Origin of the sequence: Cellulomonas sp. SG140 (genome assembly GCF_025770785.1) — a bacterium.
GTDB lineage: Bacteria > Actinomycetota > Actinomycetes > Actinomycetales > Cellulomonadaceae > Cellulomonas.
The window spans coordinates 35,687-54,533 of the sequence record NZ_JANZLA010000013.1 but is presented as its reverse complement, the minus strand read 5'-3'; the positions used below and the strand labels follow the sequence as shown (position 1 = coordinate 54,533).

The window sequence follows — 18,847 nt, the reverse complement described above, 5'->3', positions numbered from 1 at the left end:
CGCCGACTCGCTCGAGCGTGCCGCTGCCGCGGAACGGACGGCGCGCGAGCGTGCCGCGGAGCGGGAACGCGCCCGCGCCCGCCAGGCGGCCGTCGCGGCCGCCGTGCACGAGGGCGCGCGCCGCGCGCTGCTGGTGCTCGACGAGTCCCTGCGGCGCGCCTCGCAGGAGCGGGACGCCGCCGAGGCGGCCCGTGCGGAGCGGGACCAGGGGCTCGCCGCGACCCGAGCTCGTGCCGAGGTGCTGACGGCGCAGCTCGCCGAGCTCACCGACGTGGCGCACCGCGACGAGGTCGCCCGCACCCAGCAGCGCCTGCGCATCGAGGCCCTCGCGCAGCGGTCGGTCGAGGAGCTCGGCATCGACCCCGAGGTGCTGGTCGAGGAGTACGGCCCCCACCAGCCGGTGCCGGTGGTGCTCGCCCCCGGCACCGAGCCCGATCCCGAGGCACCGACGTCCGTGCCGTACGTCCGCGAGCAGCAGGAGAAGCGGCTGCGCGCCGCCGAGCGGGCGCTCGCCCTGCTGGGCCGCGTGAACCCGCTGGCGCTGGAGGAGTTCGCGGCGCTGGAGGAGCGCCACAAGTTCCTCACCGACCAGCTGGCGGACCTGAAGTCGTCCCGCGCGGACCTGCTGCAGATCGTGCGCGAGATCGACGAGCGCGTCGAGCAGGTGTTCGCCGAGGCGTACGCCGACACGGCAGCCGCGTTCGAGCAGGTGTTCCCGCGGCTGTTCCCCGGGGGTGAGGGACGGCTGGTGCTGACCGAGCCGACGGACATGCTGACCACAGGCGTCGAGGTCGAGGCCCGTCCCGCCGGCAAGAAGGTCAAGCGGCTGTCGCTGCTGTCCGGTGGCGAGCGGTCGCTGACGGCCGTCGCCCTGCTGGTGGCGATCTTCAAGGCGCGGCCGAGCCCGTTCTACGTGATGGACGAGGTGGAGGCGGCGCTCGACGACGCCAACCTCGGACGGCTGATCGAGGTGCTGCGCGAGCTGCAGGCGGACTCGCAGCTGCTGATCGTCACGCACCAGAAGCGGACGATGGAGATCGCCGACGCCCTCTACGGCGTGACCATGCGGGACGACGGCGTCACGACGGTGATCAGCCAGCGCCTCCGCGAGGACGTACCGGCCTGAGCCGACCACCGGACCGGTCCACGGGCCCGGGCACGGGGCGGGACGCGGCCGGTGTGAAGGTTGTGTGACCGGTGCGGTGGGATGCGTCACCACTGCCGGTCGAGGCCGGGCGGCCGACGGAGACTGGAGCCATGGCCGCTGTGATCCTCGTCGTCGTCGCGCTCCTCGTCACCGTCGTCGTCCTCCTGGCGTCGACGCCGCGCGGTCGGGACGAGGAGTCGCCGCTGCGGGCGTTCCGGCGTGGCCTGCGCGCCCGACGTCATCCGGACGCCGAGCAGGTGGCCGCCGCACGGGCCGCCGCGGTCGAGCCCGTCGACGTCTCGCTCGGCGAGATGCTCGCGGCCAACGTCGAGCGCGGCGAGGGCTACGTCTCGGTGGACGAGCTGACCGAGCCGCTGCTGCACGCGCGGGAGATGGCCGCCCGGGTGCTCCCCGGCCGGGACGCCGGAGGGTCCGACGACGACGCCGAGCACGGAGTGCTCGCCTCCCGCTGAGGCGCCGGCTCGCCCCGGGCACCTCCGCACCGACAGACTGTCCCGGTGACTCATGAGCTCCTGACCTGGTTGCTGGCCGGCGGCGTCCCGCTCGCCGTGGTGGTCGCCGCCTCGACCGTGCTGGTGCGCCGCCGCGGTCGTGGCGAGGACACCACCACCCCGACGCTGCCGGCACCGCCGGCCGCTCCGGCCCCGACCGGTGAGCCGCAGGTCGAGAGCGCGCCGGTGCCGCAGCCGGGGACGGAGCCGACCGCGACGGTCGACACCGCGACGGTCGAGGAGGCGGCGGTCGCCCCGCCTCTCGAGGTCCCGGCCCCCGCCACCGGCCGCCTCGTCCGACTCCGCGACCGGCTGGCCAGGTCGGGGTCACCGTTCGGCGCCCGCCTGCTGGCGGTGCTGTCCCGGGACCGGCTGACCGAGGACGACTGGGACGAGCTGGAGGAGACGCTCCTCCTCGCGGACGTCGGCGCCGGCCCCACCACCGAGCTGATCGACGCCCTGCGGACGCGCGTGCGGGTCGAGGGCCTCGCGGATCCGGCCCAGGCCCGGGCGCTGCTGCGCGAGCAGCTGCTCGCCATCGTCGACCCGACCCTCGACCGCAGCCTGCGCACGGAGCCCGGCACGGGCGCCGACGGCGCGCCGGTCCCGGCGGTGCTGCTCGTCGTCGGCGTGAACGGGACGGGCAAGACCACGACCGTCGGCAAGCTGGCCCGCGTGCTGGTCGCGCAGGGCCGCACGGTGGTGCTCGGCGCCGCCGACACGTTCCGGGCCGCGGCCGCGGACCAGCTGGCGACGTGGGGCTCCCGCGTCGGCGTCCGCACGGTCCGTGCCGACCGGGAGGGCGGCGACCCCGCAGCCGTGGCGTTCGACGCGGTGCGCGAGGGTCGCACGGAGGGCGTCGACGTCGTGCTCGTGGACACCGCCGGCCGGCTGCAGAACAAGGCGGGCCTGATGGACGAGCTCGGCAAGATCACGCGCGTGATCCAGCGCGAGGCGCCGCTCTCCGAGGTGCTGCTGGTGCTGGACGCGACGACGGGGCAGAACGGCCTGGTGCAGGCACGCGTGTTCGCCGAGGTCGCGGGTGTGACCGGCATCGTGCTGACCAAGCTCGACGGCACGGCCAAGGGCGGCATCGTCGTGGCCGTGCAGCGCGAGCTCGGGGTGCCCGTCAAGCTGGTCGGCCTGGGGGAGGGGCCGGACGACCTGGCCCCCTTCGAGCCGGAGGCGTTCGTGGACGGTCTTCTCGGAGCGTGAGACGACGGGCGCCCGGACACACGATGTTTACGTGCCGGGGACGCCCGTGACGCCGTCGTAACACCCGCGGCGTCGCCGGGAAACGCCGGTCCTCCACCGTTGGACCCGTGTCCAGCCACCCGGCTGGCGACGGGAGAAACGGGTAATCCGGATGCTGATGGCAGATTTTCAGCTGAACTCCGGCAACACCGCCTGGATGCTGACGTCCGCAGTGATCGTCCTCATGATGACGGTCCCTGCGCTGGCGTTCTTCTACGGCGGGATGGTCCGGGGCAGGTCCGTCCTCAACATGCTGATGATGAACTACGTCGCAGCGGGGATCGTGGGCTTCGTCTGGTTGCTGTGGGGATACTCGATGTCCTTCGGGACGGACATCACAGGGATCAACCAGTTCTTCGGCAACCCCTTCCAGTTCTTCGGGATGAACAACCTGACCGATGCGGCGAGCCCGCTCGCGTCGGGCGGGGTGCCGGCATTCGCGGTCGTGGCGTTCCAGGCGACGTTCGCAGTGATCACCGTCGCGCTGATCACGGGCGCCATCGCCGATCGCATGAAGTTCGGCGCATGGATCTGGTTCTCGGTGATCTGGGCGACCATCGTCTACTTCCCGATGGCCCACATGGTGTGGGGCGGTGGCTTCCTCGGCATCGGCGGGTTCATCTCGCAGCACATCTCCACACCGATCGACTTCGCCGGCGGGACCGTCGTGCACATCGACGCCGGCGCTGCCGGTCTGGCGCTCGCGCTGCTGCTCGGCAAGCGCAAGGGCTGGCCGCGTGAGCCCATGCGGCCGCACAACCTGCCGTTCGTCATGCTCGGCGCGGCCCTGCTGTGGGTCGGCTGGTTCGGCTTCAACGCCGGTTCCGAGGGTGCCGCGGACGCGGTCGCCGGCCGTGCGTGGCTGAACACGTTCCTCGCCACCTGCGTCGCGATGCTCGCGTGGCTCGCCACGGAGAAGGTCCGGGACGGTCACGCGACCTCCCTCGGTGCCGCGTCGGGCATCGTGGCCGGTCTGGTCGCGATCACCCCGGCGGCCGCAGCGGTCGACACCTGGGGTGCGATCGTCATCGGTGCCGTCGCCGGCGTGCTCTGCGCGGTCGCGATCGGCATCAAGTACAAGTTCGGCTTCGACGACGCGCTCGACGTCGTCGGCGTCCACCTGGTCGGCGGCATCACCGGCACCGTGCTGATCGGGTTCCTCGCCACCAACAACCAGGGCGCGTGGTACCCGACCGGGTCCAAGAACGGCCTGTTCTACGGCGGCGGCGTGACCCAGCTCCTCACACAGGTGCTGGTGGCAGCCTTCGCCGTGGTGTTCTCCTTCGTGCTCACCTGGGTGATCGGCTCGATCCTCAAGGCCGCCGGCGGCATCCGCCTGCCGGAGGACGTCGAGGTCGGCGGCATTGACCTCGCGGTGCACGGCGAGTCCGCGTACGAGACCCTGGGCGCCACCCGCGTCGTGACGGAGGTGAAGTGATGACCAAGCTGGTGACGGCGGTCATCCAGCCGCATCGGCTGGACGACGTGAAGTCCGCCCTCCAGGCGGCTGGCGTGGCCGGGCTCACGGTGACCGAGGCCAGCGGCTACGGCCGCCAGCGCGGGCACACGGAGGTCTACCGGGGAGCCGAGTACACCGTCGACCTGGTCCCGAAGGTCAAGATCGACGTGCTCGTCTCGGACGAGGACGCCGACGGGGCGGTGACGGTGATCATCCAGGCCGCGCAGACCGGGAAGATCGGCGACGGCAAGGTCTGGGTGACGCCTGTCGAGGACGTCGCCCGGGTGCGCACCGGTGAGCACGGGCCGGATGCGCTCTAGCCGATGAACGACGAGCGGCCGCCCTCGGGGGGAGCGGCCGGGCAGGGGCCGACGCAGGTCCCGCACCTGGCGGTGCGGGACCTGCGTCGTGAGCGTCTGGACCTGGCCGAGCAGCTGGCGGGTCCCGGTGCCGACGGTGTGCTGCGCCGCCGCCGGGTCGCGGACCTGGTGGTCCGGCGCCTGGCGGAGCTGTGGGACACGGCCACCGCCGGCCTCGACACGACCGGGATGGCGCTCGGCGCGGTCGGCAGCATCGGACGCGGGGACGCCTCACCCGTCAGCGACCTGGACCTGGTGCTGGTCCACGAGGGCCGGGGCCGGTCGGCGGAGGACCTGGCGCACATCGCCGAGCGGCTCTGGTACCCGATCTGGGACGCCCGGCTGGAGCTCGACCACTCCGTGCGGTCCGTCGCGCAGTGCCGTCAGGTGGCGTCCAAGGACCTGCCCGCAGCCGTCGGGCTGCTGGAGCTGCGGCACGTCGCCGGCGACCCCGTGGTCGTGGCCCGGGCGATGTCGGCGCTGCTCGAGGACTGGCGCGCCGCGGCGCGCCGGCGCCTGCCGGAGCTGCTGGCCTCGACCCGCAACCGTGCGGAACGTCACGGCGAGCTGGCCTACCTCATCGAGCCGGACCTCAAGGAGGCGCGCGGCGGCATCCGGGACGCGGTCGTGCTCTCCGCGCTCGCGGCGACCTGGCTGACGGACCGCCCGCACGGGGCCGTCGACACCGCCTACGAGCACCTGCTCGACGTGCGGGACACGCTGCAGCTGGTCACGGGCCGGCACACCAACCGGCTGATCCTGGCGGACCAGGACGAGGTCGCCGCCCGCGTGGGCTTCGACGACCGCGACGACCTGCTGGCGTCCATCGCGGAGGCGGGTCGCGTGATCTCCTACGCGCTCGACACCACGGCCCGCAACGCCCGGCAGGCGCTGCAGCGCCCCGCGCCGAAGCCGTTCCTGGTGCGTGGCCGCCGACAGCCGCCGCGGCTGCGCACGATCGCCGAGGGGCTCGTCGAGCACGACGGCGAGCTGGTGCTCGCCGCCGACGCCCGTCCGGCCGACGACCCGGTGCTCTCGCTGCGCGCAGCCGCGACGGCCGCCCGCACCGGTCTCGTGCTGTCCCCCGTGACGGTCGCGAGCCTCGAGACGTCCCCGCCGCTCCCGGTGCCGTGGCCCCGCTCGGCGCGCACCGCGCTGCTGAGCCTGCTCGGCTCGGGCCCGGCGCAGGTGCCGGTGTGGGAGGCCCTCGACCTCGCGGGGGTGGTCACCACCTGGATCCCCGAGTGGGCCGCGGTGCGCAACCGCCCGCAGCGGTCGCCGATCCACCGGCACACCGTGGACCGCCACCTCGTGGAGACGGTCGCGCGGGTCGGCCGCGAGCGGGCCGGGGACGGGTCGGACACGCTGCTGCTCGCCGCCCTGCTGCACGACATCGGCAAGCGCGCGGGTGCCGGCGACCACTCCGCCGAGGGGGCCCGGCTGGCCGGTCCCGTCGTCACGCGGATGGGGTTCCCGGAGGAGGTCGCGGAGGACGTCGTCCGGTTGGTGCGCGAGCATCTGACGCTCGCCGAGCTGGCGACCACCGAGGACCTGGACGACCCGGCCACGGTGCATCGCCTGCTGACGGCGGTGGACCACCGCGCGGACCTGCTCGGCATGCTCCGGGTACTGACGGAGGCGGACGCCTCCGCAGCGGGACCGGCCGCCTGGACCACGTGGCGCCAGCGGCTGGTGGACGACCTCGTCGCACGGGCCGAGCGCGCACTGGCAGGTACCCTGGACCGTCCGTAGCCCCGAGAGCCCACGAGGTCTGCCGCGGTGTTCGCCACCCTCTCCGACCGACTGACGTCGACGTTCCGCAACCTGCGCACCAAGGGCAGGCTGTCCGAGGCGGACATCGACGCCACGGTGCGCGAGATCCGTCGCGCCCTGCTCGACGCCGACGTGGCCGTCACGGTCGTGCGTGCCTTCACGGCCGCCGTGCGCGAGCGCGCGCTGTCCGCCGAGGTGTCCGGCGCGCTGAACCCGGCGCAGCAGGTCGTCAAGATCGTCAACGACGAGCTGGTGACCATCCTCGGTGGCCAGACGCGCAACCTGCGGCTGGCGAAGAACCCGCCGACGGTCATCCTGCTCGCGGGTCTGCAGGGTGCCGGCAAGACGACGCTCGCGGGCAAGCTCGCCGTCTGGCTGAAGGGTCAGGGCCACACGCCCCTGCTGGTGGCGGCCGACCTGCAACGACCCAACGCCGTCACCCAGCTGCAGGTGGTGGGGGAGCGTGCCGGGGTTCCGGTGTACGCGCCGCACCCCGGCAACCAGGCCGCTGCGGACCTCGACGAGCTCCCGGCCGGCGCCGACCCGGTTGCCGTGGCCCGGGACGGCGTCGCCACCGCGCGCAGCCGCCAGCACGACGTGGTGATCGTCGACACGGCGGGTCGGCTCGGCGTCGACGCCGAGCTGATGGCGCAGGCGGCCGACATCCGCGACGCCGTGCAGCCGGACGAGACGCTGTTCGTCGTCGACGCGATGATCGGCCAGGACGCCGTCACCACGGCCCGCGCCTTCGCCGACGGTGTCGGCTTCACCGGCGTGGTGCTGTCCAAGCTGGACGGCGACGCCCGCGGCGGTGCGGCCCTGTCCATCGCCAGCGTCACCGAGCGACCCATCCTCTTCGCCTCGACCGGTGAGAAGCTCACCGACTTCGAGGTGTTCCACCCCGACCGGATGGCCTCCCGCATCCTCGACATGGGCGACGTGCTCACCCTGATCGAGCAGGCGGAGCGGGCGTTCGACGCCGAGCAGGCCGAGAAGATGGCCGGCAAGCTCGCGGCGGGCGAGGACTTCACGCTCGAGGACTTCCTGGTCCAGATGCAGCAGCTGCGCAACGCCGGCCCGCTGAAGAAGATGCTCGGCATGCTGCCCGGCATGGGTCAGATGCGCGAGGCGCTCGACTCGTTCGACGAGCGCGAGGTGGACCGGATCCAGGCGATCATCCAGTCGATGACCCCGCTGGAGCGCCGCAGCCCCAAGGTGATCAACGGCTCCCGCCGCTCGCGCATCGCCGCCGGTTCCGGCACCCAGCCGTCGGACGTCAACCAGCTGCTCGACCGGTTCGACGCGGCGCAGAAGATGATGCGCCAGATGGCCCGCAGCGGCGGCATGGGCGCGATGCCCGGCATGGGGAACCTGCCGGGCATGGGCGGCAAGAAGTCCCGCGGTCGGACGGTGGCTCCCGCGCGCAAGGTCAAGGGCAAGTCGGGCAACCCGGCGAAGCGGGCGCTGCAGGAGCGGGCGGCCGCCGAACGCGCGACCGCAGGACCGACCGCGGCGTCGGCGCCGGGCTCCGCCTTCGGTCTCGGTCGTCCGCCGGCACCGGGCGGCGACGGTTCCGACGTCCAGCTGCCCTCCGGGCTCGACGGGCTGCTCGGCCGCTGACGGCCATGGCGGACGTCCTGCACCTGCGCGGGCCGGTGGCGCTCGGCGACGGGCTCGAGGCGCCGGAGGCCTGGGTGCTGGGCGGCCGCATCACGTACGAGCGGCCGTCCGGTCCGGCCGTGGACCTCACGGGCTGGGTGCTGCCCGGTCTGGTCGACGTGCACTGCCACATCGGGCTCGGGGCGGACGGGGCCGTCGACCGGCAGACCGCCGAGGCGCAGGCCGTGGCCGACCGCGACTCCGGCGTGCTGCTGATCCGGGACGCGGGGTCGCCGGCGGACACCCGGTGGGTGGACGAGCGCCACGACCTGCCGAGGCTGATCCGCGCGGGTCACCACCTCGCCCTGCCCAAGCGCTACCTGCGCCACTACGCCCGCGAGCTGGGCTCGCCGGACGAGCTGCCGGCGGCGATGGCTCAGGAGGCGGTCCGCGGCGACGGCTGGGTGAAGGTCGTCGCCGACTGGATCGACCGCGACCTCGGCCCGGCGGGGGACCTGCGCCCGCTCTGGCCCGACGACGTGCTGTCCGCCGGCATCGCGGCCGCCCACGCCGCCGGTGCCCGCGTGACCGCGCACACGTTCGCCACCGAGGCCCTGGACCCGCTGCTCGACGCCGGCGTCGACTGCCTCGAGCACGCGACGGGCGCCGACGCACGGCAGATCGACCGCATCGCCGCCGCCGGCATCCCCGTCACGGCGACCCTGCTGCAGGTCGAGCGGTTCGCGGCGATCGCCGACCAGGCGCATCGCTACCCGGTGTACGCCGCGCGGATGCGAGCGATGCACGCCCACCGGCACGCCCAGGTCCGCGACCTGCACGACGCCGGCGTCCCGATCCTGCTCGGCACCGACGCGGGCGGCACCATCGGCCACGGCCGGATCGCCGACGAGGCCGCCGCGCTGGTCGAGGCCGGGCTGCCGGCGGCCGAGGTCGTGGCGGCGGCCTCGTGGCGCACGCGTGAGTGGCTCGGCGCTGCCGGGCTCGAGGAGGGTGCACCGGCGGACCTCGTCGTCTACCCCGCGGACCCCCGTCAGGACGTCCGCGTGCTGGCGGCGCCGCGGGCCGTCGTCCTGCGCGGTGAGCTGGTCACGGCCGGCTGAGCGGGTGGTTGGGCGCTGCCGCAGGCGTCTGGCACAATGGCCCGCTGTACTCGGCATGCGCAGCCCCTCTACCTGCGCGCCGCCGTGTCCCTCGGCCGGACCGGTGCCCCCACCCCCACGGGCGGCACGGCGAGGTCACCCCGCAGACTCAGGAGAACACCCCGCTCGTGGCCACCAAGATCCGCCTGAAGCGCTTCGGCAAGATCCGCGCTCCGTACTACCGCATCGTCGTCGCCGACTCCCGCACCCGCCGTGACGGCCGGGTCATCGAGGAGATCGGCAAGTACCACCCGACCGAGGAGCCCTCGCTGATCGAGGTCGACTCCGCCCGCGCGCAGCACTGGCTGACCGTCGGCGCGCAGCCGACCGACCAGGTGCTGGCCATCCTCAAGGTCACCGGTGACTGGCAGAAGTTCAAGGGCCTCCCGGGTGCCGAGGGCACGCTGAAGACCAAGGCCGGCAAGGTCGACCCGAAGGCCGCCATCGACAAGGCCGCCGCCGACGCCGAGAAGGTCAAGGCCGACGCGTCCGCCGCCAAGGCCGCCGCTCCGGCACCGGCCGAGGACGAGCAGGCCTGATGCTCGCCGACGCGCTCGAGCACCTCGTCCGGGGGATCGTCGACCATCCGGACGACGTGCACGTGCGCGCGGCCAGCCTGCGCCGCGGTGAGCTGCTCGAGGTCCGGGTCAACCCCGAGGACCTCGGGCGGGTCATCGGCCGCGGCGGACGCACGGCGCGCGCGCTGCGGACGGTCGTCGGGGCGCTGTCCCGCGACGGAGCGGTGCGGATCGACGTCGTGGACGTCGACCGCCGCTGACGGTGCTGCTCACCGTCGCCCGGGTGGGCCGTGCGCACGGCCTGCGCGGTGAGGTCTCGCTCGACCTGCGTACCGATGCCCCGGCCGACCGCCTCGTGGTCGGCCGGGAGCTGCGCACCGACCCGGCGTCCGCCGGGCCGCTGACGCCCACCCGCGTGCGGGAGCAGCAGGGCCGCTGGTTCGTCACGTTCGCGGAGGCGTCCGACCGCACCGCCGCGGAGGCGCTGCGCGGGGTGAGCCTCGTGGTGGACGCCGAGGAGGCGGACGAGGACGACGACGCCTGGTACGAGCACCAGCTGGTCGGCCTGCGCGCCGAGCATGTCGACGGCCGGCTGCTCGGCGAGGTCGTGGGGCTGGAGAGCGGCCCGGCCCACGACCTCCTCGTGCTCCGGGAGCCCGACGGCGCCCGGAGCCTCGTGCCGTTCGTGCGGGCGATCGTGCCGGTGGTCGACGTGCCCGGCGGTCGCGTCGTGCTCGACCCCCCGGGCGGTCTGCTCGCCTCGGACGCGGCCAACCTCGTGGTCGTCCGCGACGACGAGCCGGACGACGACGAACCGGGCGCGGACGGCGTCCCCACCGACCCTCGAGGCTGAGCGCAGCGTGCGGATCGACGTCGTCACCATCTTCCCGGAGTACCTGTCCGCGCTCGACGTGTCGCTGGTGGGCAAGGCCCGCACCTCCGGCCTGCTCGACGTCCGGGTCCACGACCTGCGGGACTGGACGGACGACCGGCACCGGACCGTGGACGACACGCCGTTCGGCGGTGGTGCCGGCATGGTGATGCGTCCGGACGTGTGGGGCCGGGCCCTCGACGACGTGCTCGGTGCCGACGGGCACCTCGTCGTGCCGACCCCCTCGGGCGTGCCGTTCACGCAGCGCACGGCGGAGGCGTTCGCCACCGAGCCGCACCTCGTGATCGCGTGCGGCCGGTACGAGGGCATCGACGCCCGCGTGATGGAGCACTACCGCTCGCGCGGTCCGGTCAGCGAGGTGTCGCTCGGCGACTACGTGCTCAACGGCGGGGAGGTCGCCGCGCTGGCGATCGTCGAGGCGACGGCCCGCCTGGTGCCGGGGGTGCTGGGCAACCCGGAGTCCCTGGTCGAGGAGTCGCACGGGTCCTCGGGTCTGCTCGAGTACCCCGTCTACACCAAGCCGCCGGTGTGGGCCGACCTGGAGGTGCCGCCCGTGCTGCTGTCCGGCCATCACGGCCGGGTGCGCCGGTGGCGCCGGGACCGGTCGCTGGAGCGCACGGCGGAGCGCCGGCCGGACCTGCTCGCCGCGCTCGACCCCGCGGATCTCGACCGTGCGGACCGCGCCCTGCTCGCCGCCCTCGGGTGGGTCGTGGCCGAGGGACGCCTGCAGCGGCTACCGGTGGGGCCGGTCGACGAGAGTCGCTGAGCCGCCCCCCGCCGGCAGGCCGCTGGCGGGGCGACCGGATTCCCCGCCCGTGCCGCTGTGTGGCAGACTTGCGGACCGGCGCGCGTCGGTCGTGTCCTCTGCCGCAGGGGAGACCGCCAGGACGCCCGGTCCCGTGCTCGTCTCGGGCCCGGCGACGCCGGACCACTCGTTCATCGGGTGCACCGCCCCGACCCGCCTCGTGCGGTCGGCGAGGTCCGCCCAGCATCGTTCCTGACCTGCGGCAGGGCGGGGAAGCGACACCACCATGCACACGCTGGACATCGTCGACGCAGCCTCGCTGCGCACCGACGTCCCGGACTTCCGCCCGGGCGACACCGTCAAGGTCAACGTCAAGGTCGTCGAGGGCAACCGCTCCCGCATCCAGGCGTTCCAGGGCGTCGTCATCGGCCGCCAGGGCAGCGGCGTCCGTGAGACCTTCACGGTCCGCAAGATCAGCTTCGGCGTCGGCGTCGAGCGGACGTTCCCGCTGCACACGCCGGCGATCGACACGGTCGAGGTCGTCACCCGCGGTGACGTCCGCCGGGCGAAGCTGTACTACCTGCGCTCGCTGCGCGGCAAGAAGGCGAAGATCAAGGAGAAGCGCGAGACGGTCCCGGCCAAGGGCTGACCAGCAGCTCCTGCTTCTCTCGGACGGACGGTTCCCGCACGGCGGGGCCGTCCGTCCGTGCGTTCACCGCCGGCGACGCGGTGGTGCGGTGTGTGGCCGCGTCCCATGGCTGGGCGTGCGACGCTGTGCGGGTGACCGACTGGCGATCCGACAGCCCGCAGCCGGCCCAGGGCAGGCCCTGGTCCACGACGCCCGCTCCCGTCCCGCCGTCGATCCCCCCGGCAGACCACGAGGCCGTGCCGCCCGCCACGGACCGCGCGGAGTCTCGTCTGCCGCGCGACGAGGTGGTCCCGTCCCGCCGTCAGCGACGGGCACCGGCGCCGCACCGTGGCGGGGCGTTCGCCTGGCTGCGCGAGACCGTGGTGATCCTCGCCAGCGCGCTGGTGCTGTCCCTGCTGGTCAAGACGTTCCTGGTGCAGGCGTTCTACATCCCGTCGCCGTCGATGCACGAGACGTTGATCGAGAACGACCGCATCCTCGTCAGCAAGCTCGTCCCCGGGCCGCTGAGCCTGCACCGCGGGGACATCGTGGTCTTCAAGGACCCGGGGGGCTGGTTGGAGAGCCAGCCGGTCGTGACCCGTTCCGGTTGGCAGCGCACGGTGAACGACGTGCTCACCTGGGTGGGTCTGCTGCCCGTCGACGCCGGCGAGCACCTGGTCAAGCGGGTGATCGGCCTGCCAGGGGACCACGTGACCAGCGCGGGCAACGGCGCGCCGGTGATGGTGAACGGCGTCGCCCTCAAGGAGCCGTACGTCGCGCCCGGGTCCCAGCCGAGCAGCATGGCGTTCGACGTCGTCGTCCCGCCGAGCTCCCTGTGGGTGATGGGCGACAACCGTGACCACTCGTCGGACTCGCGCTACCACCAGGGGAACCCGGGAGGTGGCTCCGTCCCCGAGGCGAACGTGGTGGGCGTCGCCTTCGTCATCGTCTGGCCGCTGCAGCGCGTCACCGTGCTGCACAACCCGTCGGCCACGTTCGCCGGCGTCCCCAACCCGTGACACCGCCGGTGGTCCCCGGAGCGGCCCGGCCGGGTCGCCCGACGCCGCACCTGCGCCACGAGCGTGGCCTGCTGCGTGACGGTGCCACGCTCGTGGCCGGGATGGACGAGGTCGGGCGAGGCTCGCTGGCCGGTCCGGTGAGCGTCGGGGTCGTGGTCGTCGCCGCGACGACGCGCTCCGCGCCGCAGGGCGTCGCGGACTCCAAGCTGCTCACCCCGCTCGCCCGGACCGCCCTCGTCCCCGCCCTACGCCGGTGGGGGGTCGCCAGGGCCGTCGGCCACGCCAGCTCGGTGGAGATCGACCAGCTCGGCATCATCGCGGCCCTCCGCCTCGCCGGTATACGGGCGTTGGCGGAGGCCGTGTCCGTGTGCGGACCGGTGGACGTGGTGCTGCTCGACGGTTCGCACGACTGGCTCACGGCACCCCAGCCGGACCTCTTCTCGTTCGACGACGAGCCCGTGAGCCCGCTGCCGCGTGTCCTCACGCGCGTGAAGGCCGACCGCACCTGTGCCAGCGTCGCCGCGGCCAGCGTGCTGGCGAAGTGCGAGCGCGACGCCCTGATGGTGGAGCTGGCGGCCGGTCACCCGGAGTACGGCTGGCACGAGAACAAGGGCTACGCGTCCCCCGAGCACATCGCCGCCCTGCGCACGTGGGGTCCCTGCGACCTGCACCGCCGTTCCTGGCGGCTGCCCGGCACCGGCACGGACGACGCCGCGCTGCTCGCCGCGCTGGCCACGGGCGAGGACGACGAGCGCGACGACGAGGACCCGGGCGAGGTGGTGGCCGGCGGTGCCCAGGAGGTCCTCGCGCCGCTCGTCCACGGCCTGGTCGCCACCGGCACTGGCGCCGACCCCGCCGGGGCAGGGGGATGATGGAGCGGTGAGCGCCGAGGACCTGGAGAACTACGAGACGGACGCCGAGCTGGCGCTCTACCGCGAGTACCGAGACGTCGTCGGGCTGTTCTCCTACGTGGTGGAGACGGAGCGGCGCTTCTACCTCGCCAACCAGGTCGACCTCCAGGTGCGCTCGGCGGCGGGTGAGGTCTACTTCGAGCTGACGCTCGCCGACGCCTGGGTGTGGGACGTCTACCGCTCGGCTCGCTTCGTGAAGTCGGTGCGCGTGGTCACCTTCAAGGACGTCAACGTCGAGGAGCTCGCCAAGCCGGAGCTCGACCTCGGGGGCAGCTCGCCGTTCACGCGGTGACCGGCGCGGTCGTCGCGCACCGGTAGACCGCATCGCGCAAGGGACGCGCCACGCTCGTCAGACGACCCCGTGCGGTCCTGGCGGGCGCTCAGGGTGCCGACGGACGGAGTCGTCCCGTCCGAGCCGCCCCCAGCCCGCGGCGATCGTGCCTGTGGACCCGGTGCTGCACCGCGGTCGTGCACCGCTGGTCGGCTGCGCAGCACGCTGCGCCGGGAGGTGGTGCTCGGTGCGAGCCAAGGACGCGGTGGGTCGCTACGGCGAGGACGTGGCGGTGGCGCACGTGCAGGCCGCGGGGTGGACGGTGCTCGACCGCAACTGGCGCTGCGCGGTCGGCGAGCTCGACGTCGTCTGCCTCGACGGACGGGAGCTGGTGGCGGTCGAGGTGAAGACTCGTCGTTCGGACCGCTTCGGCTCGCCGGCGGAGGCCGTGACCGGGGCCAAGCTCGCGCGCCTGCGTCGCCTGACGGCCGCCTGGCTGGACGCGCACGACGTGCACGCCGCATCCGTCCGCATCGACGTCATCGCCGTGACGCTCCCGTCCCGTGGCGCCGCCACGGTCGAGCACCTCGTGGCGGTGGTCTGAGTGACGCTCGGTCGCACCCGGGCGGTGAGCCTGCTGGGCCTGTCCGGTCATCTCGTCGAGGTGGAGGCGCACCTCGCGCCGTCGTTGCCCGCGTTCTCGCTCGTGGGGCTGCCGGACGCCGCACTGGCCGAGGCGAGGGACCGGGTCCGGGCCGCCGTGACCTCGAGCGGTCTCGTGTGGCCGAACCGGCGCATCACCGTCAACCTCTCACCGGCCACGCTGCCCAAGGCCGGCTCGGGCTTCGACCTGGCGACGCTGCGCAATGGCCGTCTTACGTCTGTATCACGGACATGGAGACGGTCATGCAGCGCGGGGTCATCTACGTCAGGATCTCCCGGGACCGAGCCGGGGCAGGGCTGGGGGTCGACAGGCAGGAAGAGGACTGCCGGTCCCTGGCCTCCCGGCTGGGCCTGGAGGTGGCCGGGGTCTTCAGCGACAACGACCTATCGGCGTACAGCGGTCGACGGCGACCCGGCTACGAGGCCATGTGCAGCGACCTGCGAGCCCACAAGGGCACTGTGGTGCTGTGCTGGCACACCGACCGGCTGCACCGCCGTACGGCGGAACTAGCCACCTTCATCGACATGGCGAAGGCCACAGGAACCACCGTGCAGACCGTCACCGCTGGGCCCCTCGACCTAGCCAGCCCTAGTGGCCTGCTGACGGCCCGGCTCGTCGGCGCGGTGGCCGAACACGAGATCGACCACGCCCGGGAGCGCATGGCCCGAGCCAAGTCCCAGGCGGCGCAGTCCGGTACCTGGCTGGGCGGACGCCGTCCCTTCGGCTACGAGGCCGACGGTGTGACGATCAGGCCCACCGAGGCCGACGCGCTGCGCACAGCGGCCCAGGGAGTGCTCCAGGGCCGTTCCCTGCGGGCTCTGGCAGCCGAGATGGCCCTGGTGGGCACGTCCAAGGTGCAGGCCCCGGTAGACGCCGTGGCGCTGCGCAGGCTGCTGCTGCGACCCCGCAACGCGGGCCTGATGGAGCACCAGCGCAAGGTCATCGGGAAGGCGTCCTGGGAGCCGATCCTGGACGAGGAGACCTGGACCAGTGTGGTGGCCGTCCTCACGGACCCGAGCCGCAAGACCACGACCACGCCGGACCTGCGGCACCTGCTGTCCGGAGTGGCCACGTGCGCCATTTGTAGGGAGCCTCTAAAGGCGCACCGAGGCTCCCGACGGCGGCTGAGTTACACGTGTGAAGGTCGGCACGTGGCCCGGGACGCTAGTGCGCTGGACCGGCACGTGCGGGCGCTGGTGGCCGACCGACTGGCGCAGCCGGACCTGGCGGACCTGCTCTACACGCCCCCGGGGGACACCACGGCGGCTACCCGCGCCGAGGCGGAGCAGGTCCGTTCCCGGCTGGCTGACCTCGCGGACGCCTACGCCAGGGACGCCATCAGCCTCGATCAGATGACCAGGGCCTCTGAGGGCCTGCGTGCCCGCCTGAGCGCCTTGGAGGAGTCCCTGCGGCGGTCGATCCAGCACAGGCCTCTGGAGGCTCTGATGGCCGCTCCTGAGCCCCGTACCGCATTCCTGGCCGCTCCGCTGGACGTCCAGCGCGCGGTGATGGACCTGCTGCTGCAGATCGAGGTCATGCCGGGTCGTCGGGGTCGTCCGAAGGGCTGGCAGCCGGGTCAGCCGTACGCCGACCTTGCGTCGGTACGGACGTCATGGCGTACGGCAGCAGCAGGGAGCGCAGCCGCGTGAGGGTCTCGTCAGAGAAGGCGGGAAGTTCATCCATGCCTGTGGTACAGGCCAGCGGGCCCGCCTTCACACTCACCGACGAGCAGCGGGCCCTGGTGGCTCGGGCACGAGCGGCGTTTGCTGCTGACTCCGGCTACTCGCTGGCCATCGCGGAGCAGGCCGCGCTGCTCACGGACGAACAGCGACACGCCGCCCTGCTCCTGCGGGCTGCCCGCATGGGGCTGGCGCGCAAGCGGGCCCTGCACCGGGCGGCGCAGCAGCGCTACCGGGACAGCCACCTGGAGCAGTCCCGGGAGTCGTGGACCCGCTACGCCAAGACGGCCAAGGGCAAGGCAGCCAAGGCGAGGGCGGATCGGGCCTACAGGCAGCGGCGGAAAGAGCGCCTGATTGCACCATCTGAGGCCGAGGCCTTATAGGTGTCTGGGGTCTTGGAGAGGGTGTATCACTGAGCCGTAGTTAGTCCCGTTATAGTTGGTATGAGGGCCCTCTGGAGCCTCTGAGCAGCACCTCAGACTCACTTAAGGCGGCGGCCCCTCAGGTTGCATTTGTATCCATTCCTGGAGGGCTACCACCAGGGAGATAAGAGGGGCTAGTGTGAGGGGCATTGGAAACCCCCGCGACGCGGCGAACGTCCGGGGGCATGACCGCCAGATAGTGGAGATCCAGCGATGACCTCAGGCTACAGGTTCCCGTCTCTCGGGAGAAGCGCCAACACTGCAATGGCCCTCTTCAACTACTGCACCCGCATCGGCTACACCCTGCTGAATGACCAGCAGAAGGCCCTTCTGAAGGCCGGGAACGCCCCTCTGAGCGCCGCGCCTGCGGAGCAGGTCATCTACGACCTTCTCTGGCAGATCGTGGCTCCCAAGGCGCACCGGCTGCAGATCGACTTCACCAAGAACCGTTCGGTGCACGAGATGCGCCGGGAGATGCGTCCGGCAGAGATCCGCGCCACCGTGCGGGACGCTGCAGCCAGGATTCATGATTCTTGGAACCCGGACTACGCCCCTGATCAGCGGGCCCGTGCGGTCAAGGGAGCGGAGGCGTTCCTATACCGGCACCCGGGATCTCGCCCCTGGCAGCGTGCCGCTGACCTGGACGACCTGCACGAGGTGGCTCACCTGTCCAAGAGGGACCAGGCAATGGTGCTGGGTTGCTCTACTGCCACCATCGCGCGCCTGCGCAGGGACGCCATCAAGGTGGATTCGTACCTGGTTGCGCACATCGACCCCGACACACGCCGCATTGCGCTATGGGATGACACACCCCTTAGCGCTGAGCCCAGTGATACAGCCCTGCTAGGCATTGATAGGGCTAGCGCTGAGCCCAGTGATACATCCTTCGACGCCCTGCTGGAGCAGATGGACGAGATGCTGGACACGCTCCCGCCTGTTATCGCTAGGCCCAGGGATACAGGGAGTGACGACCTGCTGGCTGAGGCGTTCGCTCAGATCGACGCTCTCGCCTGGGTGGCCTGACACGACTTCTCGAAAGCGGCCGATAGTACGGGCATGGACATCGAGCAGTACCTGGCAGACCTGAAGGCAGACGAGGAGGCCATGAACACCATGGCTGACCGCATCGCCGCTACCCTCGCTGAGATCGACAAGATCGTGAAGAAGGAGCAGAGCAACCGATGAAGCGCCTGGGAATCATGATTCTCATGGCCACCCTGCTGCTGGCGGGATGCGGCAAACCCGTGCCCGCCACCACACCCACCCTCACCGCTGAGAAGGCCAGCGCCCTGTGGATGGCCAACTGCATCGGGTCGGCTGAGAAGGACGGCCAGCCCATCTCCTGGGCCGAGAAGTTCTGCTCCTGCCTCGACACGCAGGTCAACGTCATGCACCACACCACCGAGGTGGCGGGGCCCGCCTGCATGGCGCGCTACCCCAAGCCGTGACCAAGTCCTGGTCGGGCGGCAAGGTCAGGGCAGCCCGTGCCCTGGTGCGCCGCCGGGGTCGCTTCCAGCAGTGCCAGCGCTGCGGCTGCGATCTGGACCTCGACCAGGACCCCTGGCACGCGGGCCACGTCACCGACCGCATGGACGGGGGCAGTGACCTGGACGTGGCAGCCGAGTGCCCACGCTGCAACCTGCGAGCCGGGGGACGCAGGGGAGCGGCCATCACCAACGCCCGACGGTCAGCCAACAAGGCGACCGACCAGCGTCTGGTCAAGTGGTAGACCTATCCTGTAACGCAAGCGTGACGTTTTTGAGACCGACCCCGACAGTCCACGCCCGCCGTCCGCTCCCCCGGTGTGTGGATGCTGACAGAACGAGAGTTGGAGT

At 72.5% G+C, this 18,847-nt stretch carries 23 protein-coding genes and 1 pseudogene; all 24 read left to right on the top strand.

Annotation, left to right across the window (positions count from 1 at the left end):
* A partial coding sequence (locus N0B34_RS17620; RefSeq protein WP_263732587.1) for an AAA family ATPase occupies positions 1–1,126 on the top strand: 1,126 nt, incomplete at its 5' end.
* A gap of 131 nt (positions 1,127–1,257) precedes the next feature.
* Entirely contained in the window at positions 1,258–1,620 is a 363-nt protein-coding gene (locus tag N0B34_RS17615; protein WP_263732586.1) for a hypothetical protein, read from the top strand.
* 45 nt (positions 1,621–1,665) lie between these two features.
* Positions 1,666–2,874 (top strand): signal recognition particle-docking protein FtsY, encoded by a 1,209-nt coding sequence (gene ftsY / locus N0B34_RS17610; protein WP_263732585.1) that lies wholly within the window; start codon positions 1,666–1,668, stop codon positions 2,872–2,874.
* A gap of 157 nt (positions 2,875–3,031) precedes the next feature.
* A complete protein-coding gene (locus tag N0B34_RS17605; protein ID WP_263732584.1) occupies positions 3,032–4,351 on the top strand; it encodes an ammonium transporter in 1,320 nt (439 codons plus the stop codon).
* Positions 4,351–4,692 carry a P-II family nitrogen regulator gene (locus N0B34_RS17600; protein WP_263732583.1) on the top strand — a complete coding sequence of 114 codons (342 nt, stop codon included), beginning with the start codon at positions 4,351–4,353 and terminating at the stop codon, positions 4,690–4,692. The genes N0B34_RS17605 and N0B34_RS17600 overlap by 1 nt, the downstream gene beginning before the upstream one ends.
* A 3-nt stretch (positions 4,693–4,695) precedes the next feature.
* Entirely contained in the window at positions 4,696–6,483 is a 1,788-nt protein-coding gene (locus N0B34_RS17595; protein ID WP_263732582.1) for a [protein-PII] uridylyltransferase, read from the top strand.
* A 27-nt stretch (positions 6,484–6,510) separates the two neighbouring features.
* Positions 6,511–8,124: a signal recognition particle protein gene (gene ffh / locus N0B34_RS17590; protein ID WP_263732581.1), complete on the top strand. Its 1,614-nt coding sequence runs from the start codon at positions 6,511–6,513 to the stop codon at positions 8,122–8,124.
* 5 nt (positions 8,125–8,129) lie between these two features.
* On the top strand, positions 8,130–9,224 hold the full coding sequence (locus tag N0B34_RS17585; protein ID WP_263732580.1) for an amidohydrolase family protein: 1,095 nt from the start codon (positions 8,130–8,132) through the stop codon (positions 9,222–9,224).
* 167 nt (positions 9,225–9,391) lie between these two features.
* On the top strand, positions 9,392–9,802 hold the full coding sequence (rpsP, locus tag N0B34_RS17580; RefSeq protein WP_263732579.1) for a 30S ribosomal protein S16: 411 nt from the start codon (positions 9,392–9,394) through the stop codon (positions 9,800–9,802).
* Positions 9,802–10,041, top strand: coding sequence for an RNA-binding protein (locus tag N0B34_RS17575; protein WP_263732578.1), 240 nt, complete (start codon positions 9,802–9,804; stop codon positions 10,039–10,041). The genes rpsP and N0B34_RS17575 overlap by 1 nt, the downstream gene beginning before the upstream one ends.
* Positions 10,042–10,043: 2 nt before the next feature.
* Positions 10,044–10,634, top strand: coding sequence for a ribosome maturation factor RimM (gene rimM / locus N0B34_RS17570; protein ID WP_263732577.1), 591 nt, complete (start codon positions 10,044–10,046; stop codon positions 10,632–10,634).
* A gap of 7 nt (positions 10,635–10,641) precedes the next feature.
* Positions 10,642–11,439: a tRNA (guanosine(37)-N1)-methyltransferase TrmD gene (trmD, locus tag N0B34_RS17565; protein WP_263732576.1), complete on the top strand. Its 798-nt coding sequence runs from the start codon at positions 10,642–10,644 to the stop codon at positions 11,437–11,439.
* A 265-nt stretch (positions 11,440–11,704) separates the two neighbouring features.
* Positions 11,705–12,067 carry a 50S ribosomal protein L19 gene (gene rplS / locus N0B34_RS17560; protein WP_263732575.1) on the top strand — a complete coding sequence of 121 codons (363 nt, stop codon included), beginning with the start codon at positions 11,705–11,707 and terminating at the stop codon, positions 12,065–12,067.
* Between the two features lie 131 nt (positions 12,068–12,198).
* Positions 12,199–13,065, top strand: coding sequence for a signal peptidase I (gene lepB, locus N0B34_RS17555; RefSeq protein ID WP_263732574.1), 867 nt, complete (start codon positions 12,199–12,201; stop codon positions 13,063–13,065).
* Positions 13,062–13,937, top strand: a complete 876-nt coding sequence (locus N0B34_RS17550; RefSeq protein ID WP_263732573.1) for a ribonuclease HII — start codon at positions 13,062–13,064, stop codon at positions 13,935–13,937. Before lepB ends, N0B34_RS17550 begins: the two co-directional genes overlap by 4 nt.
* 7 nt (positions 13,938–13,944) lie before the next feature.
* Positions 13,945–14,268: a DUF2469 domain-containing protein gene (locus tag N0B34_RS17545; protein WP_263732572.1), complete on the top strand. Its 324-nt coding sequence runs from the start codon at positions 13,945–13,947 to the stop codon at positions 14,266–14,268.
* Between the two features lie 226 nt (positions 14,269–14,494).
* Positions 14,495–14,851, top strand: a complete 357-nt coding sequence (locus tag N0B34_RS17540; RefSeq protein WP_263732571.1) for a YraN family protein — start codon at positions 14,495–14,497, stop codon at positions 14,849–14,851.
* A pseudogene (locus tag N0B34_RS17535) lies at positions 14,852–15,103 on the top strand (magnesium chelatase domain-containing protein); the annotation flags it as partial.
* Positions 15,104–15,153: 50 nt separating this feature from the next.
* Positions 15,154–16,560 carry a recombinase family protein gene (locus tag N0B34_RS17530; RefSeq protein WP_263732570.1) on the top strand — a complete coding sequence of 469 codons (1,407 nt, stop codon included), beginning with the start codon at positions 15,154–15,156 and terminating at the stop codon, positions 16,558–16,560.
* A gap of 32 nt (positions 16,561–16,592) precedes the next feature.
* On the top strand, positions 16,593–16,973 hold the full coding sequence (locus tag N0B34_RS17525; RefSeq protein ID WP_263732569.1) for a hypothetical protein: 381 nt from the start codon (positions 16,593–16,595) through the stop codon (positions 16,971–16,973).
* Positions 16,974–17,225: 252 nt separating this feature from the next.
* Positions 17,226–18,035 (top strand): hypothetical protein, encoded by an 810-nt coding sequence (locus N0B34_RS17520; protein WP_263732568.1) that lies wholly within the window; start codon positions 17,226–17,228, stop codon positions 18,033–18,035.
* A gap of 33 nt (positions 18,036–18,068) precedes the next feature.
* Complete coding sequence (locus N0B34_RS17515; RefSeq protein WP_263732567.1) at positions 18,069–18,197, top strand: hypothetical protein; 129 nt, start codon at positions 18,069–18,071, stop codon at positions 18,195–18,197.
* Positions 18,194–18,460, top strand: coding sequence for a hypothetical protein (locus N0B34_RS17510; protein WP_263732566.1), 267 nt, complete (start codon positions 18,194–18,196; stop codon positions 18,458–18,460). Before N0B34_RS17515 ends, N0B34_RS17510 begins: the two co-directional genes overlap by 4 nt.
* Positions 18,457–18,741, top strand: a complete 285-nt coding sequence (locus N0B34_RS17505; protein WP_263732565.1) for a hypothetical protein — start codon at positions 18,457–18,459, stop codon at positions 18,739–18,741. The genes N0B34_RS17510 and N0B34_RS17505 overlap by 4 nt, the downstream gene beginning before the upstream one ends.
* The last annotated feature ends 106 nt before the right edge of the window (positions 18,742–18,847 follow it).